The organism is Rhizorhabdus histidinilytica (assembly GCF_900167915.1).
Lineage (GTDB): Bacteria > Pseudomonadota > Alphaproteobacteria > Sphingomonadales > Sphingomonadaceae > Rhizorhabdus > Rhizorhabdus histidinilytica.
Window position 1 is genome coordinate 21,888 of record NZ_FUYM01000006.1, and the last position, 16,369, is coordinate 38,256.

The following is a 16,369-nucleotide window of genomic DNA, read 5'->3' on the forward strand; positions in this document are numbered from 1 at the left end:
GGCCAAAGACCGGCGACTTACGTAATGGAAGGGGTATAAATGAAACGCGTGCTTCTGTCCGCCGCAGCGTCAATCGCAGCCATCGCCACCGCCGGAACGGGCACCGCATTCGCGCAGAATGTCGTCGATGCCCCGGACGCCGACGGCGTGCCCGACATCGTCGTCACCGCGACCCGCATGGGCGAGACGCAGCTCCAGTCGACGCCGATCGCGGTGACCGCGCTGGGCGGCGACCAGCTCGACGCGCGCGGCGTGCGCGACGTGCAGGACCTGAAGGCCTATGTCCCCTCGCTCCAGGTGTCGGACCTGTCGGGCTATACCCAGCTCTTCATCCGCGGCATCGGATCGAACATCGTCTTCATCGGCTCCGATCCCAGCACGACGATCCACAGCGACGGCATCTATCTCGCCCGGCCGCTCAGCTATCTCACCGACTTCCTCGACGTCGAGCGGGTCGAGGTGCTGCGCGGGCCGCAGGGCACGCTCTACGGCCGCAACTCGGTGGGCGGCACGATCAACGTCGTCTCGCGCAAGCCGTCCGACACGCTGCAGGCCAAGGTGCAGTTCGGCTATGGCAGCTATGACCGCTATGCCGCGCAGGGCTATGTCTCCGGCCCGATCGCGGGCGGGGTGCGCGCGAGCCTGGCGGTCGACATCTCCGGCCACGACGCCTTCCGCAAGAACATCTCGACCGGCAACGATGCCGAGGACCTGAAGTCGCGCGGCGTGCGCGGCCAGGTCCTGATCCCGGTCGGCGACGGCGAATGGACGATCCGCGCCGACTGGTCGCGCCAGTCGGGGGCGTTCGGCGCCTATCCCAAGCTGATCCGGCCGACCGGCAATCCGTTCGACGACGCGATCCTCGGCGACTTCGACAAGGTGTCGATGAACCGCGACAATTTCACCGTGCTCAAGAATTACGGCGCGGCGAGCGACCTGGTGCTGCCGCTGAGCGACTCGATCAAGCTGCGCTCGCTGACCGGCTACCGCGTCTTTCGCGGCTCGATCGAGACCGACGCCGACGCCAGCTCGATCGACATATTGCGCAACCTGATCTCGCCGATCCGGCAGCACCAGTTCAGCCAGGAGTTCACCCTGCTGGGCGACACCGGCCCGCTCGAATGGGTGCTCGGCGCCTATTATTTCAACGAGCGCAACCGCGAGCCGCTGACCCTGGCGCTGTTCCCGTTCGGTGCGTCGCACATCCAGCGGCCGCTGCTCAAGGCGCGTTCGGCCGCGGGCTTCGCGCAGGGCGAGTACAAGCTGTCCGACCAGCTCTCCTTCGTCGCCGGCCTGCGCTACACCCGCGAGCGCAAGGCCTATGCGATCACCGACTATTTCACCGCCTCGACCGATCTCGACCCGGCGGTCGCGGAGAAGGGCTTCGTGCTGGCTGGCATCCCCGGCCTGCCCGATCCGTTCACCGTCGACGCGCGCCGCCACGACGACGCCTTCACGCCGAAATTCGGGATCAACTTCAAGCCGACCGAGCAGGTCCTGCTCTATGCATCGGCGACCCGCGGCTTCAAGAGCGGCGGCTTCGACTATGGCACGAGCAACGCGGCCGACGCCGCGGCGGGCTACGGCCCCGAGAAGCTGTGGTCCTACGAACTCGGGTTGAAGAGCGACTGGCTCGACCGGCGGCTCCGGGTCAACCTGACCGGCTTCTACTACGACTATACCGATCTGCAGGTGCAGAGCTACGTCCAGATCGGCGCCTCGTTCGGCGCGCGCACCCAGAATGCGGCGACCGCGCGGGTGAAGGGTCTTGAGGCCGAGATCGTCGCCCGCCCGGTCCGCGCGCTCGAATTGTCGGCGAACGTCGCCTGGCTCGATGCCAAATATCGCCGCTACCCCAACGCCTTCGTCAGCTCCTTCGGATCCTTCGACGCGTCGGGCAAGCGGCTGAACAACGCGCCGCGCTGGTCGGCCACCTTTGGTGCGGCCTATGGCTTCGACCTGGGCGGGGCCGGCAGGCTGACGCTGGGCGCCGACGCCCATGTCCAGAGCACCATCTACTTCACCGCCGCGAATGACGGAGTCGGCGCGGTCTCCGGCTATGCCGAGCAGCAGAAGGGCTACGGCATCGTCAACGCGCGGATCGGCTGGACCAGCCTGGACGACCGCTGGAAGGCGCAGCTCATCGCCACCAACCTGTTCGACAAGGACTATATCGTCGGCACCGCCAATTACACCGCCGCGATCGCCGCCCGGCAGGGCCGCCCGCGCGAGGTGCTCGGCCAGATCAGCTACGCCTTCCGGTGAACGCGCCCTTCCCCCTCGGCGTCGAGCTCGGCGTCGCGGTCGACCAACCGCTTGTCGTCGACGATGCCGACGGCTTCGCCTGGGACGAGACAGCCGACCTCGTCGTCGTCGGGCTTGGCGGCGCGGGAGTCGCGGCGGCGATCGAAGGGCTGGAACGCGGCCTGTCGGTGATCGCGGTCGACCGCTATGCCTGCGGCGGATCGACGGCGGCCAATGGCGGTGTGTTCTACGCCGGCGGCGGCACCGCGATCCAGCGCGAGGCGGGCGAGGAGGACAGCCCCGAGGCGATGCTCGCCTATCTTCGTATCGAGGCGGGCAGGGTCGTGTCGGACGCGACCCTGCGCCGCTTCGTCGAGGACAGCCCGGCGACGATCGACTGGATCCTGAAGCATGGCGGCCGGCTGGCGGCGAGCGTGTGGCGGGAGAAATGCTCCTACCCGCCGCTCGACCGCTTCCTCTACCATCCCGACAATTCACTGGTGGCGAGCTACCGGGCCCGCGCGCGGCCGGCGGCGCGCGGCCACCGCGCCTTCGGCCGCGACGGCAAGAAGGCCTGGGGCCTCGGCAAATTCATCACAGGTCCGATGACCGAGTCCGCGCTGCGCCTCGGCCTCGTCTTCCACCGCTACAGCGAGGCGCACCAGCTGGTGCAGGACCGCGACGGCCGGGTGATCGGCGTCCGCATCCGGTCGATCCGCGACGGCTCGCCCGAGGCGCGGCGCTTCGCGCGTTACATCGCCCGCGCCAACGCGCTGCTCGCCGCGCTGCCGCCCAGCATCCCGCTCGCCTCGATCACCATCGCGCTCGGCAACCATTATCTGCGCAAGGCCGGCGCGATCGAGGCGAAGGCGCGCTTCACCCGCACCATCCGCGCCCGCGAAGGCGTGGTGCTGAGCGCCGGCGGCTTCATCATGAACCCGAAGATGGTCGCCCGCTTCGCCCCGGCCTATGCCAGGGGCATGCCCAACGGCACGCTCGGCGACCAGGGATCGGGCATATTGCTCGGCATGAGCGCGGGCGGGGCCACCGCGCTGATGGACAAGGTCAGCGCCTGGCGCTTCATCAACCCGCCCAAGGCCTGGGCGCAGGCGATCGCGGTCAACCGCGCCGGCGAGCGCTTCGTCGACGAGACCGTCTATGGCGCGACCCTCGGCGAGCATATCGTCGACCATCATGGCGGCGTCGCCTGGCTGATCTACGACCGGGCGGCGCGCGACGCCGCCTTCACCCAGGCGCGCGACCCGCACCTCGTCCCCTTCCAGCGCGACGTGACCCTGCTCAACCTGATGTTCAACGCGCGCAAGGCACCGAGCCTCGCGGCGCTGGCGCGCCGGATCGGAGTCGATCCCGCCGGCCTCGCCCGCACCGTCGCCGCCTATAACGACGCCGCGCGCGGCGCCGGCGCCGGCGCCGACCCGTTCGGCAAGGAGCCGGCCGACATGCGGCCGATCGCGACCGGCCCCTTCTATGCGATGGACATTTCGATCGACAGCCGCTTCCTGCCGCTGCCGGTGATCACCTTCGGCGGCCTGCGCGTCGAGGAGGAGAGCGGGCAGGTGCTCGACGGCGCGGGCCGGCCGATCGCCGGGCTCTACGCCGCGGGGCGCTGCGCGGTCGGGCTCGCCTCGCAGACCTATGTCAGCGGGCTGTCCTTCGCCGACTGTTTCTTCTCGGGCCGCCGCGCCGCGCGGCATGCCGCCCGGGCCAATGCCTGATCGATCTTTGAGAGGAGCGAATTCGATGAGCAACGACAATCGCAAGGTCGCCGTCGTCACCGGCGCCAGCCGCGGCGCGGGCGCCGGCATCGCGCGCGCGCTGGGCGAGGCGGGCTATGCCGTCTACGTCACCGGCCGTACGGTCGAGGAAGGCAAGGCCCCCCTGCCCGGCACGATCGGCGCGACCGCCCAGGCGGTCGACCGGCTCGGCGGGCGCGGCGTGGCGGTCGCGGTCGACCATCGCGACGACGCCCAGGTCAAGGCGCTGTTCGATCGGGTCGAACGCGACGAGGGACGGCTCGACATCCTCGTCAACAACGCCGCGATCATCGACGACGCGCTGATCCAGCCCGGCGGCTTCTGGGAACGGCCGCTCGCCCTGGTCGACATCCTCGATGTCGGGCTGCGCTCGGGCTATGTCGCGAGCTTCCACGCCGCGCCGCTGCTGATCCGCACTGGCGGCGGCCTGATCGCCTTCACCTCCTCCTTCGGCTCGGCCTGCTACATGCATGGGCCCGCTTATGGCGCGCAGAAGGCCGGCGTCGACAAATTCGCCGCCGACATGGGCGTCGACCTGCGCGATCACGACGCCGCCACCGTCTCGATCTGGATGGGCCCGCTCCGCACCGAACGGACCGACAAGGCGATCGCCGAGCGGCCGGACCAATATGAGGCGATCATGGCCAATGCCGAGACCCCCGAGTTCACCGGCAAGCTGATCGCCGCGATCCACGGCTCGCCCGATCGCATGGCGATGTCGGGACAGACCTTCATCGGCGCCGAGCTCGGCGAGCGCTTCGGCATCAGCGACGCGGGCGGCAAGCAGCCCCCGTCCTTCCGGGCGATGCTGGGCGAACCGCGCCTTCCCCACCCGGCTATCGTTCGTTAAGGAGGTAGGCTAGGCGGGCCGGCGTCACCGCTAGGGGACGACCGGCCGCCCAAGAGGGATTGGCTTGTGGCAGCGAAAAAACCGAAGAAGACCAAGGACGATGAAGCCGCGACGGCGCGGCAGTCCGTTCCGCCCCCCGCCGTGCTCGAACCGATCGACGAGAAGATCATCGCCGCGCTGCGCCAGTCGGGCCGCATCGCCAACCGCGACCTCGCCCGCCTGATCGACGTCAACGAGGCGACGGTGCGCACCCGGCTGCGCAAGCTGGAGGCGACCAACGCGGTCCGCGTCGTGGCGATGCGCGACATCAGCGCGATGGGCTTCAACGCCATGGCCGCGGTCGGCGTGCAGGTGAAGGGCCGCTCCGCCAGCGAGGTCGGCGCCGACCTCGCCAAGCTCGAGAACGTCATCACCGTCAACGTGACGATCGGCATGTACGACATCGAGGCGCAGGTGGTGGCCACCGACATCGAGGAGCTGGACCGGCTGCTGACCGACGTCATAGCCCATATCGACGGCGTCGAGCGGCTGTTCCCCGGCCTGTCGATGAAGATCCTCAAATACAACCCAGAATGGGCCCCGCTATGACCCGCATCCCGCTCGACGAGCTCGACCAGAAGATCATCGACCGGCTGAGCCGCGACGCGCGGGTCAGCAACCGCGAGATCGGGCGCGAGTTCGGCCTGACCGAAGGCACGATCCGCTCGCGCCTGAAGCGGCTGCTCGACAACAAGGTGATCCGCGTCGCCGCCGTCACCAACGCCAACCGGCTGAAGAACCCGTTCCTTGCCTATCTGTGGATCGAGGCCGACACCGCCGGCGACATCCAGGCGCTGGCCGAACGGCTCGCCTCGCTGCCCGAGATCACCTTCGTCTCGACGATGCTCGGCCGCGCCGACGTGCTGGCGATGACGCTGGTGGAGAATGGCAGCCAGCTGACCGACTTCCTCCACCAGACGATCGACAAGATCCCCGGCGTGCGGCGGGTCCGCTACAGCCTGGGCCAGAACTTCATCAAGCACGACTTCCGCTATTGCGCGCTGGTGGATTGAGCGAGCGTCGGCCGGTCCTCCCATAGACGGCCGGCCGCGCCTCCCATTCCTCATCCCCGCGAAGGCGGGCATGACGAGGCCTTATAGGCCCCATCCAATTAGATCGCGCTGATCCGCTCTTCGACCAGGAACATCCGCGTGCCGCTGCGATCGAGGAAATTCTCCTCGTCGGCGGCGATCCGCGCGCCGATCGCGGGATCGGCGACGCGGGCCATCGCCCGGTCATAGGCGGCGCGGTCGGCGAACCACAGCTCGGTCACCACGTCGAAGTCGAACGGCGCCGCGCCGGCATTGACATAGGCGCCGTCGAAATCGGCGAAGTTGCGGCGATAGTCGACGATGCCGGGCAGCAGCGACCGGATCAGCGGGACGTGCCGCGTCTCGTAATAGTCGATGAAGGCCTCGCGGCTCAGGTCCGCCCGGCGGCGCAGCAAGGCGATCGACTTGACCCGGCTCATGTGTCCGCTCCCCGTTTCAGCAGCTTGAAGAAGGCGTAGGACGGATCGGCGGGACCCGGCTTGCCGATATGCGCCCCTTCGAGGAAGGGATGGTCGAGATCGACGATCGACGGGCTGTGGACGTTCGCCCAGTCGGCGACGATCGCGCGGTGCGCGAACTTCCAGCGGCCGTCGCGCCGCTCGTAGCGGTCGAAATAGCGGCCGCCGACCAGCACGTCGAACGGGCCGTCGGGCCCCTTCACCCGGTGGAGCGCGATCAGGTAGACCTCGCCCTCCGCCCGGTCCCCGTCGAGCGCCAGGTTGATGGTGGTGACGTTGTGGTGGAGGATCTCCATCGGCGCCTGGATCTCGGGCAGCTTGTCGATGAAGTCCATCGCGGGCCCCTTCGACATATGGCCATGCTCGTCGATCGCATCCTCATGGTAGAGGCTGCGCATCTTCGCATGGTCGTGCCGGTCGGCGGCGTTGCAATAGGCGTGGACGAGCGACCGGATCTCCTCACGGTCGATCAGTTCCTGCAGCTTGGCGGGATCGGGGATCATGCCGCCCCCCGCTGCGCCAGGAAATGCGCGGTCAGGCCCGGCGCGGGATCGACATAGACCCGCTCGTAGACCCGGTCATATTCGCTGTGCGCGATCAGCCAGCGGCCGCCCTGCCGGACGTAGCGGTCGCGGTAGATCGCCGCGCCGACCGTCGTCTTGTTGCCCTCGGCCAGGTTGAGCGCATAGTCGAGCAGGGTCCAGGTGCCGGTCGCCTCGTCGTCGCCCAGGATGTCGATCACCGGCATGTGGACCGTGTGCGATCCGACGAACTGCGGGTTGAACATGCCGGCGAGCGCCGCGACGATGGCGTCGCGGCCGGTCAGCCGGACATGGTAGCTGCCGCCGCGATAATCGACCGTCGCATCCTCGGCGAACAGGCCGGCGACGGTCGCCATGTCGCCGGTGTCGATCGCGCGCGAATAGCTGTATTTGAGCCGTCGGATCAGCTCGATCTCCTCGAGCCGGAGGCTCACGCCGCCGCCTTCCGGGCTGCGTGGATCGCCTCGGCCCGCGCCTTCAGGCCGCGCGCGGTGTCGTCGAAGGCGCGCTTCACCCAGGGGCCGCAGAAGCGCATGACATGGATGCCGTTCGGCCCGAAGAAGGCGTCGGTCGACCAGTAGCGGCAGCTTTCGGGACCGATCGCCTCGATGATCTGGTCGCGCCGCGCCGGATAGGGCCAGATGGGATTGTCGAGCAGTTCCCAGGAGATCAGCCGCTCGGGGATCTTGGCGCAGACATATTCGACATTGGGCGCGGTCTCGCCCGGCATCGTGTAGTTGGCGAGCGTCATGTGGATCGGATCGCCGATCTCCAGCGTCGATTCCGCGCCGATGCAAAAGGGGTTCCACTTACCGTAGTTGGGCAGGTCGGTCAGCACCTCCCACACCACCGCGGCGGGGGCGTCGATCGTCACCACCTCCGATCGGACGGTGGAGTCGGCCGGATAATCGGGCAGGTTCAGCGCGTCGTTCATCACATTCTCTCCTTCGGTCTCAGCCGAACGTCTTGACCTCATATTGCCGCATCGGGATGCAGTCGCAGCCCTTGGCGCCGATGAAGTTGGCGCAGCTCTCCAGCATCGCCTTCTCGTTCGCGGCGAGTTTCGCGGGGTCGCCGGCCGCGTCGTAATAGATTTGCTTGTCGGTGATCGCGGCGATCGGGAAGCATTCCTCGACGATCGCCGCATAGGGCCCGGCCGGATCGGTGACCGGCCGCACGACCAGGTTCTGGACATATTCGAAATTGCTCTGCGTCACGATCGCGACCTCGGTATGGCCGTCCTGCCAGTTGCGGCGCCACGTCTCATGATCGAGCGCATCGGGCTTCTCGATGAACACGACCTGGGAGAAACCCCCTGTCGGCTGGCCCGGCGGGTGCAGCCGGTTGGGAAGCGGGGTCGATTCCGCGACCAGCCACCCTTCGATCCGCGACGCGACCGTGGCCAGCGCCGCCTCGATCGGCGCGCGGGCTGGCGGATAGGCGGTGTCGACCCAGAGCTGGACCGCCGCCTCCATCTGCGGCTCGGTGACGACGAAGACGGGATTGCTGCCCTGGGGCAGGCGATCGTCGCGGACGTTGATGCGCAGCGCGTGGACGTGCGGCGCGATCGCCTCCGCCACCTCCCCCAGCAGCGCGGCGTTGAAGGCGTCGCGCGGCCGCCCCTCGTCCCGCCACAGCGCGTAGATCAGCTTCTCCATTCAATCCTCCAGTCCGCAGAGGAAATCGACGAGCGCGGCGGCCAGCGCCTCGCCCTGCTCCTCCTGCACGAAATGCCCCGCCCGCTCGATCCGCAGATGCGGCGCCTTCGCCGCGCCGGGGATGCGAGCGCGGAAAACCGCCTGCCACGGGGCGGTCGACGGGTCGGCGTCGCTGAATGCGGTCGCGAACGGCCGGTCGAACCGTTCGAGCATGTCCCAGGCCGCGCGATTCTCGGCGATCCCCGGGCTTTCCGGATCGGCGGGAATCAGCGTGGTGATGGCGAGCGCCGCCGCCTTGTGGCGCGCATCGGGAAAGGGCGCATCATAGGCAGCCAGCACCGCCGGGTCGGGCCGCTCCACGCAGGTCGCGGCGACGATCTCACCGATCGCCAGGTCGTCGCTGGTCCGGCACAGTTCGATCCACGGGCGCACGATCGGCCCCGGCCACTCCTCGATCCCGCGCGGCGGCGGCTCGGCATTGGGGAGCAATGTGTTGGCCGCAAGCACCCCGGCGAACCGCTCCGGCATCTCCGACAGCAGCCGGAGGCCGATCGGACCGCCCCAGTCCTGACAGACGAGCACGATGCGGCGAAGGTCGAGCCGCTCGACGAACTGGCGCATCCAGCCGACCAGGCCGTCATAGCTGAACGCGCCGCGGTCGGCGGGCTTGTCCGAGCGGCCGAAGCCGACATGGTCGGGAGCGACGGCGCGCCATCCGGCCGCCGCGACCGGCCCGATCAGCTTGCGGTAGAGGAAGCTCCAGCTCGGCTCGCCGTGCAGCATCAGCACGGTGCCGTGGACCGCCTCGCCCTCGTCGACATAGTGCATCCTCAGGGGGCCGAGCGCGGCGTCCCGGACCTCCAGATAATGGGGCGCGAAGGCGAAACCCGGCAGGCCGGCGAAGCGCTCGTCGGGCGTGCGCAGGATGTCGGCCAATGATCTCTCCAAATGATTTTGCGGAACGATTATCGCCATCATTCTACGCATCGAGCAATTTCAATTGCAAGACATTCGCGCTTCGCGCATCGTTGCGGCCGATACCGCCACAGAGCGCACCGGAAAGGACGAGGGATGCTGTCGCTGCAGGAAATGTCGGACCGGCTGGAGATCCAGGACCTGATCGCGCGCTATGCGCATGCGATCGACGACCAGGACTGGGACGCGCTCGACCGGGTGTTCACCCCCGACGCGGTCATCGACTATAGCGAGCTGGGCGGCGCCAAGGGCAACCGGGCCGAGACCAAGGCCTATCTGGCGCAGGCGATGCCCAACTTCTCCGCCTTCCAGCATCTGTCGACCACCACCCGGCTCGACATCGACGGCGACACCGCGAAAGCGCGCACCATATTGTTCAACCCGATGGTGATGCCGCACGAGGGCAAGCAGCAGGTCTTCTTCATCGGCCTGTGGTATTGCGACGAGCTGGTCCGCACCCCCGATGGCTGGAGGATCACCCATCGGCGCGAGCAGAAATGCTGGTCGTTCAACGCGCCGGAAGGGATGCTGCCGTGAGCGGGGAGACGATCAAGACGATCGGTTTCATGCCGCGCCGGCCCGACATCGACCGCGCCGCCTTCAAGGCCTATTACGAGACCCGGCACGCGCCACTCGCCGTCCCGCTCTTCCCGTTCCGGCGCTATCGGCGCAACCATCTGGCCGACGCAGCGGTGGAGCCCGGCTTCGACTGCATCTCCGAATTCTGGGTGGGGTCGCTGGCCGAGATCGGATCGCTGATGGAAGGCGAGGTCGGTGACAGGATGCGGGCCGACGAGCCTAATTTCATGGACCAGCCGCGGATTCTCGCCGTCAGGGCGGAGCCGGTGGCGACGGGCAGCGACGCCGGGCGGACGATGGCGCTGCTCCGTTCCGAGGGCGGCGATCCCGACGCCCTGGTCAACACCGCGCGACAGTCGGGGGCCGGGCTCGACCTGCTCGCCCCGTTCGGCAAGGAGCCCGCGCCGTTCGATGCCATCCTGCGCTGCGACGGGGCGGTCCCGCCCCTGCCCGCCGGCTGGACGACCGCCCTCACCGTTACGGTCGAGGCGCACGAGACCGACCCGGCGACATTGCGCCGATAGAATATCGAGCCCTTTATCTAACCCGCTCCTCCTGAGAGTCCGACGCAAAAGTCCCCGCTCGCCCTGAGGAGGCATTGAGCCTAGTCGAAATGCTGTCTCGAAGGGGCGTTCGAGGCTGGAAATATCCTTCGATATGGACCTTCGCCAAAGCTCAGTCCCTAATCAGGCTGCACGGAGATTGGACGACCCGATCAGATCGCGGTCTGCCCGCCGTCCACCGCCAGGGTGGCGCCGGTGATGAAGCGCGCATCGTCCGACAGCAGGAACGCCACCGCCGCCGCGACGTCCTCGGGCCGGGCGGTCGGGCCGATCAGCGGGGTCATCCGGCCGAACAGGTCCATGTCGACCCCGTCGATCGCGTCGAAGCCGCCGGCGATCAGCGGCGTGTCGACCGCGCCGGGGCAGATGGCGTTCACCCGCACTCCGCGCCGCGCATATTCCGCCGCGACCGATCGGGTGAGGCCGACGACGCCGCTCTTCGACGCCGAATAGGCTGCCGCATAGGGGGTCGCGACCAGGCCCGCAGCGCTGGCGATGTTGACGATCGCTCCGTTCGCCGCCTCGATCGCGGGCAGCGCCGCGCGGGTCATCTGGAACACGCCGGTCAGGTTGATGCCGATCACCCGCTGCCATTCGGCGTCGCTGGTCGCCGCCGCGTGGCCGAAGCTGCCGACCCCGGCGACGTTGGCGAGCCCGTCGAGCCGGCCGAAGCGGCGGCCCGCCTCCGCCACCGCCGCCTCGCATGCCGCCGCGTCGGCGACGTCGATCCGCATCGCCGCGCTGTCGGGCACCGCCTGCGCCGTCGCCTCGGCGCCGTCGCCGTTGACGTCGACGCACAGCAGGCGCGCACCTTCCTCGGCCAGCCGCAGCGCGGTGGCGCGGCCGATACCCGACGCCGCCCCGGTCACCAGCACGACCCGTCCCTCGAATCTCCGCATCGCCTTCTCCTTCAACGCAACAGGGTCAGCGCGGCGAGATCGAGCGGCCGCAGGCTCGCCTCGCAGCCGTCGCGCACCTTGTTCGGCCAGGCCGGATCGGCGAGCAGCGAGCGGCCGATCGCCAGCAGGTCGAAATCGCCGCGTGCCAGCTGCTCCGCCACCTGGTCGAGCCGTTCGAGCGACACGCCGGGCAGCCCCGCGCCAGGCGTCGCGGCCTCCTCCTCGGTGAACAGGCCGGCCAGGCCGATCGAGCCCACCGCGATCGTCGGCAGCCCGGTCAGCGCCTTCGCCCAGGCGGCGAGGTTGCGATCGCTGCCGGCGAAGGCCGGCTCCCACGCCTCGCGCTGCGAGCAGTGGAGGATGTCGACCCCGGCATCGACCAACGGCGCCAGCAGCGCGCCCAGCTCGTCGGGCGTATCGGCGATACGCGCGCCATAGGCGTCGATCTTGAATTGCGACAGGCGCAGCAGGATCGGAAAATCGGGGCCGACCGCCGCCCGGCATGCCGCGACCACGCGGGCCGGAAAGCGCGCCCGGTTGGCCGGCGATCCGCCATGCGCGTCGGTGCGTCGGTTGGTCGCCGGCCAGAGGAACTGGTCGAGCAGGAATCCGTGGCCCGCATGGACCTCGATCCCGTCGAAGCCCTGCGCCCTGGCCACCGCCGCCGATCCGGCGAAGGCGGCGGCGACTGCATCCATGTCCGCCTCGGTCATCGCCCGACCGCTCGGCCCCCGGCCGGCGTCGAGATCGGCGATCGCATAGCCAGACGGCCCGATCGCCGACCCGCCACCGAACGCCTCCACATGGCGCGCCATGCCGGTATGCCATATCTGCGGGATCAGCCGCCCGCCGGCCGCGTGCACCTCGTCCAGCACGGCGCGCCATCCGGCCAGCGCCTCTGCGCCATGGAAATGCGGGCCGGTGCCATCATAATCCGCCAGGTCGTGCGCGACCGCCGCCGCGCCGGTGATCGCCAGCCCGACGCCGCCCTCGATCCGCCGCCGGAAATAGGCGGCGTAATCGGCGTGCGGCCGGCCCGCCTCGGCATGGGCGCGGCCCATCGGCGACATGACGATGCGGTTGGGCAAGGTCAGCGTACGCGAGACGAAGGGCGCGAACAGCGCCGCGCGCGGCCCGCCCTCAGCAGAGATAGCTGCCTCCATTGGCGGCGACGACCGATCCGGTGACGAAGCTGGCGTCGTCGCTGGCGAGGAAGGCGACCGCCGCCGCGATCTCGGCGGGCTGCGCCATCCGGCCGAGCGGCACCGCCGCGGCGAGCCCCTTCCTCACCTCGTCGGGGACGTTCGCCATGATCGGCGTATCGGTCGGCCCCGGATGGACCGCGTTCACCCGGATGCCGCGACTCGCCACCTCGCGGGCGAGCCCGCGCGCCAGGCCGACGATCGCCGCCTTGCTGGTGACATAATGGACCGGCCCTTCGCCCGACGCCGCCGAGGTCGAGGCGATCAGCACGATCGATCCGCCCGCATCGCGCGCCGCCATGTCGCGCAACGCCGCGCGGCAGCAATAGAAGGCGCCGTCGAGGTTGACGCCGAGCACCGCGCGCCAGCCCGCGTCGGACATGTGGATCGTCTGGTCGGGGTGGGCGGTCGGCGCTTCGCCCCGCGCGATCTGTCCGGCGCGGTCGGCGGCGCCCGCATACATCTGCTCACTGCCGTCGTCGGGACCGCGCCCGATGCCGGCGTTGCAGACGAGGATGTCGATCCCGCCCAGCGCCCGTGCGGCTTCGGCCATCGCGGCGTCGACCGATCCGCTGTCGGCAACGTCGCAGGCCAGGGCTACATGGTCCGCCGCATCGCCGAATACCGCCTGCGCCGCGGCCCGATCGCGGTCGATCACGGCGACCCGGGCGCCCTCGCCGGCCAACCGCTCGGCGATTGCGCGGCCGATGCCCTGCGCACCGCCGGTCACGACGGCGCGCCGCCCCTGGAGCCGCTTCACGGCCGCCTCTCGAACATTCACCATCCCCTCCGAAGTTTACGCAGTTACGTAAAATATCATAAGACATATCAGCATATGCGGAGGTACAACGTACAAACAATACCATAATATGCAAAATGTGCGGCAGAGAGAGGAGAGAGTGGTGAACCCCATCGCAACCACCGAACAGGCGCGATTCGAGCGCGAGGCGCTCACGATCCTCGCCGATCCCCGCATGCAGGCGACGATCGCCGACCGGCGGGCCTATTGGCTCGACGAGGCCCGGCCGTCGCCGGCGATGCGCCAGGCGTTCGAATGGGCTTATCCCGAGGTTGTCTTCGGCGCGATCATCTGGTCGCTCAACACCGACGCGCAGCGCCCCGGCGTTGTCACCATCACCCGCCTGCCGCACAGGCTGGACGGCGTCGACGTCCCCGGCTCGCGCTGGGGCATCGACAATCCCGATTCGGTCTACCGCGTCATCCCGATCGACGGGGCGGAACGCTACGTGATCCGCGGCCGGGTCGCCGATCCGCGGCTGACCGAGAACTACTTCACCCTGTGGGACGCGCATATGGGCACGGTCGACGTGCTCGACGGCAAGGCGCTGGTGCTCGACGCCGACGGCCGGTTCGAGATCTTCGTCGATGCCGACGAGAAGGGCGATCGCGCCAACCATGTCCGCTCGTCGCCCGAGGCAGTGGAATTCTACATCCGTGACGTGATCGCCGACTGGGCGCGCGAACGGCCGAACATGCTGTCGGTCGAACGGCTCGGCGGCGCGCCGCGCACGCCCGAGCGCGACTTCGACCGCAAGCTCGCCGACGCGCAGGCGATGCTGGTCCGCAATGTCGACAACACGATGCGCTGGAACGCGCAGGCGACCACCAGGCCCGCCAACGGCTTCGACTTCACCATCGACCGCGACAGCGACGGGGCCCTCCGCAACCAGATCTACATCATGGGGCATTTCGACCTGGCCGACGACGAGGCGCTGCTGATCTCGATCGGGCTGGGCGGCGCAGGCTATTTCCTCGCGCCGATCACCAATATCTGGGGCACGACCAACGACATCGTCGACCGGACGTCGAGCCTCAACCTCACCCAGTCGGTGCGCGACGATGCCGACAGCCTGACCTATGTCGTCTCGCGCCGCGATCCCGGGGTGTGGAACTGGCTCGACCCCTGCGATCTGCCCGAAGGGCTGTTGACGCTGCGCTGGGCCGAGTTCGCCGACGGCCGGCCGGGCGCGGGCTTCGGCGCGCGGAGCCGGGTGGTGAAGCTCGACGCGCTGCGCGGCGAACTGCCGGCGGGCACGCGCTGGGTGACGCCCGAGGAGCGCCGCACGCAGCAGCGGGAGCGCGCCGCCTCCTATGCCTGGCGGATCGAGGCATGAACGCGATGCGGAGCTGGATCATCACCGGCTGCTCGACCGGCATCGGCCGCGCCATCGCCACCCATGTGCTCGCGATCGGCGACCGGGCCGCCGTCACCGCGCGCCGCCCGTCCGACGTGGCCGACATCGTCGCCGCCTATCCCGACCGGGCGATCGCGCTGCCGCTAGACGTCGCCGATCCCGCACAGGTGACGGCGGCGGTAACGCAGGCCGAGGCGCGCTTCGGCGCGATCGACGTGCTCGTGAACAATGCGGGCTATGGCTATGTCGCGTCGATCGAGGAAGGTGACGAAGCCGAGATCAAGGCGATGTACGAGGTCAACCTGTTCGGCGCGCTGCGGATGATGCGCGCGGTGCTGCCCGGGATGCGCGCGCGGCGCCAGGGCCGCATCATCCAGATATCCTCGCTCGCCGGGCGGATCAGCAATCCGGCGACGGGCCATTATTCGGGCAGCAAATTCGCGCTGGAGGCCGTGTCCGAAGCGCTGTCGCGCGAGGTGGAGGAACTCGGCATCCGGGTCTGCTCGATCGCGGCGGGCATGTTCCGGACCGACTTTTCGGGCCGATCGCTCAGGACCGGGGATTCGGCGCTCGCCGACTATGATGCCGGCGTCCACGAACGGATGAAGCTCGTCCAGTCGGTCGACGGCCGGCAGCCGGGCGATCCCGCCAAGCTCGCCCGCATCGTCGCGGCGGTCGCCGACATGCGCGATCCGCCTCGCCAGTTGATCGCCGGCCCCGACGCCTATCGCGCGATCGGCGCCCGCATGGACGAAATCCGCGCGGCGATGGCGGAGCACGAGGCGCTCAGCCTCGACACGTCTTTCGATGGTTGAAACGGACAAGGAGAGAATGATGGCCTACACCCTGCAGCAACTATCGGACCTGGAGGATATCCGCACGGTGAAGCACCGCTATTTCCGTGGCATCGACACCGCCGACGAGCCGCTGCTGGAGACGCTGTTCGCCGACGACGTCTCGGTCGAATATCGCGGCGGCGGCTACAAGGTCGCGCTCACAGGCAAGGCGGAGATGCTCGACTTCCTGATGAACAGCTTCAACGCGTCGGCGGTGGCGATGCATCACGGCCATATGCCCGACATCCGCCTGACCGGCGACGACGAGGCCGAGGGCATCTGGTACCTCGAGGACATCTTCATCTCGCTCGATCGCCGCGACGTCACCACCGGCACCGCCATCTACCGCGACCGCTATCGCCGGATCGACGGGACGTGGAAGATCGCGCGCACCGAATATGACCGGATCATGGAGGTGGTGCAGCCGCTGACCGACGCGATGGCGATCACCGTCCACCATCTCGGCAAGGTCGGCCGCAAGCCCGAGGATTGCGGCGACGTCAGCCACCTGATCACCTGGTTCGACAGGGCCGCCTGACGG

General features: G+C 68.9%; 19 protein-coding genes. 10 read left to right on the forward strand and 9 right to left on the reverse strand.

From position 1 onward, the window contains the following. The first annotated feature begins 39 nt into the window (after positions 1 to 39). The 5 genes from B5X82_RS14040 (at position 40) to B5X82_RS14060 (ending at position 5,921) form a co-directional block, all read left to right on the forward strand. Positions 40 to 2,265 carry a TonB-dependent receptor gene (locus B5X82_RS14040; protein ID WP_079648800.1) on the forward strand — a complete coding sequence of 742 codons (2,226 nt, stop codon included), beginning with the start codon at positions 40 to 42 and terminating at the stop codon, positions 2,263 to 2,265. Next, positions 2,262 to 3,980 (forward strand): FAD-binding protein, encoded by a 1,719-nt coding sequence (locus tag B5X82_RS14045; RefSeq protein WP_079648801.1) that lies wholly within the window; start codon positions 2,262 to 2,264, stop codon positions 3,978 to 3,980. The genes B5X82_RS14040 and B5X82_RS14045 overlap by 4 nt, the downstream gene beginning before the upstream one ends. A gap of 25 nt (positions 3,981 to 4,005) precedes the next feature. Beyond that, positions 4,006 to 4,869 carry an SDR family NAD(P)-dependent oxidoreductase gene (locus B5X82_RS14050; RefSeq protein WP_079648802.1) on the forward strand — a complete coding sequence of 288 codons (864 nt, stop codon included), beginning with the start codon at positions 4,006 to 4,008 and terminating at the stop codon, positions 4,867 to 4,869. Positions 4,870 to 4,935: 66 nt separating this feature from the next. Then, entirely contained in the window at positions 4,936 to 5,457 is a 522-nt protein-coding gene (locus B5X82_RS14055) for an Lrp/AsnC family transcriptional regulator (RefSeq protein ID WP_012049523.1), read from the forward strand. Further along, positions 5,454 to 5,921, forward strand: coding sequence for an Lrp/AsnC family transcriptional regulator (locus B5X82_RS14060; RefSeq protein ID WP_012049522.1), 468 nt, complete (start codon positions 5,454 to 5,456; stop codon positions 5,919 to 5,921). The genes B5X82_RS14055 and B5X82_RS14060 overlap by 4 nt, the downstream gene beginning before the upstream one ends. A gap of 98 nt (positions 5,922 to 6,019) precedes the next feature. On the opposite strand, the gene B5X82_RS14065 is transcribed toward B5X82_RS14060, so the two are convergent. From B5X82_RS14065 to B5X82_RS26405, 6 genes are read right to left on the reverse strand one after another with little or no spacing between them, the layout of a single operon-like run. Beyond that, positions 6,020 to 6,379, reverse strand: a complete 360-nt coding sequence (locus B5X82_RS14065; protein ID WP_079648803.1) for an EthD domain-containing protein — start codon at positions 6,377 to 6,379, stop codon at positions 6,020 to 6,022. After that, entirely contained in the window at positions 6,376 to 6,921 is a 546-nt protein-coding gene (locus B5X82_RS14070; RefSeq protein ID WP_079648804.1) for a nuclear transport factor 2 family protein, read from the reverse strand. The genes B5X82_RS14065 and B5X82_RS14070 overlap by 4 nt, the downstream gene beginning before the upstream one ends. After that, the gene (locus B5X82_RS14075) at positions 6,918 to 7,394 is read right to left on the reverse strand and encodes a nuclear transport factor 2 family protein (protein ID WP_079648805.1); all 477 of its coding nucleotides are present in this window, start codon (positions 7,392 to 7,394) and stop codon (positions 6,918 to 6,920) included. The genes B5X82_RS14070 and B5X82_RS14075 overlap by 4 nt, the downstream gene beginning before the upstream one ends. After that, the gene (locus tag B5X82_RS14080; RefSeq protein WP_079648806.1) at positions 7,391 to 7,894 is read right to left on the reverse strand and encodes an SRPBCC domain-containing protein; all 504 of its coding nucleotides are present in this window, start codon (positions 7,892 to 7,894) and stop codon (positions 7,391 to 7,393) included. Before B5X82_RS14080 ends, B5X82_RS14075 begins: the two co-directional genes overlap by 4 nt. 19 nt (positions 7,895 to 7,913) lie before the next feature. After that, positions 7,914 to 8,618, reverse strand: coding sequence for an EthD domain-containing protein (locus B5X82_RS26400; RefSeq protein WP_139385107.1), 705 nt, complete (start codon positions 8,616 to 8,618; stop codon positions 7,914 to 7,916). Beyond that, entirely contained in the window at positions 8,619 to 9,554 is a 936-nt protein-coding gene (locus B5X82_RS26405; RefSeq protein WP_235862693.1) for a haloalkane dehalogenase, read from the reverse strand. Between the two features lie 135 nt (positions 9,555 to 9,689). Between B5X82_RS26405 and B5X82_RS14090 the strand changes: the two genes are divergently transcribed. Both B5X82_RS14090 and B5X82_RS14095 read left to right on the forward strand, forming a co-directional pair. Continuing rightward, the gene (locus B5X82_RS14090) at positions 9,690 to 10,130 is read left to right on the forward strand and encodes a nuclear transport factor 2 family protein (protein WP_079648807.1); all 441 of its coding nucleotides are present in this window, start codon (positions 9,690 to 9,692) and stop codon (positions 10,128 to 10,130) included. Continuing rightward, a complete protein-coding gene (locus B5X82_RS14095) occupies positions 10,127 to 10,696 on the forward strand; it encodes an EthD domain-containing protein (protein ID WP_079648808.1) in 570 nt (189 codons plus the stop codon). Before B5X82_RS14090 ends, B5X82_RS14095 begins: the two co-directional genes overlap by 4 nt. A 191-nt stretch (positions 10,697 to 10,887) precedes the next feature. On the opposite strand, the gene B5X82_RS14100 is transcribed toward B5X82_RS14095, so the two are convergent. The 3 genes from B5X82_RS14100 to B5X82_RS14110 are packed head-to-tail and all read right to left on the reverse strand — an operon-like array spanning position 10,888 to position 13,596. Then, complete coding sequence (locus B5X82_RS14100) at positions 10,888 to 11,634, reverse strand: SDR family NAD(P)-dependent oxidoreductase (protein ID WP_079648809.1); 747 nt, start codon at positions 11,632 to 11,634, stop codon at positions 10,888 to 10,890. 11 nt (positions 11,635 to 11,645) lie between these two features. After that, on the reverse strand, positions 11,646 to 12,797 hold the full coding sequence (locus tag B5X82_RS14105; protein WP_079648810.1) for an NADH:flavin oxidoreductase: 1,152 nt from the start codon (positions 12,795 to 12,797) through the stop codon (positions 11,646 to 11,648). Continuing rightward, positions 12,775 to 13,596: an SDR family NAD(P)-dependent oxidoreductase gene (locus B5X82_RS14110; RefSeq protein WP_235862694.1), complete on the reverse strand. Its 822-nt coding sequence runs from the start codon at positions 13,594 to 13,596 to the stop codon at positions 12,775 to 12,777. The genes B5X82_RS14105 and B5X82_RS14110 overlap by 23 nt, the downstream gene beginning before the upstream one ends. A 142-nt stretch (positions 13,597 to 13,738) precedes the next feature. Between B5X82_RS14110 and B5X82_RS14115 the strand changes: the two genes are divergently transcribed. The 3 genes from B5X82_RS14115 to B5X82_RS14125 are packed head-to-tail and all read left to right on the forward strand — an operon-like array spanning position 13,739 to position 16,366. Further along, complete coding sequence (locus B5X82_RS14115) at positions 13,739 to 14,971, forward strand: hypothetical protein (protein ID WP_139385109.1); 1,233 nt, start codon at positions 13,739 to 13,741, stop codon at positions 14,969 to 14,971. Continuing rightward, on the forward strand, positions 14,968 to 15,807 hold the full coding sequence (locus B5X82_RS14120; RefSeq protein ID WP_235862695.1) for an oxidoreductase: 840 nt from the start codon (positions 14,968 to 14,970) through the stop codon (positions 15,805 to 15,807). Before B5X82_RS14115 ends, B5X82_RS14120 begins: the two co-directional genes overlap by 4 nt. A gap of 19 nt (positions 15,808 to 15,826) precedes the next feature. Then, positions 15,827 to 16,366: a nuclear transport factor 2 family protein gene (locus B5X82_RS14125; protein WP_079648813.1), complete on the forward strand. Its 540-nt coding sequence runs from the start codon at positions 15,827 to 15,829 to the stop codon at positions 16,364 to 16,366. The last annotated feature ends 3 nt before the right edge of the window (positions 16,367 to 16,369 follow it).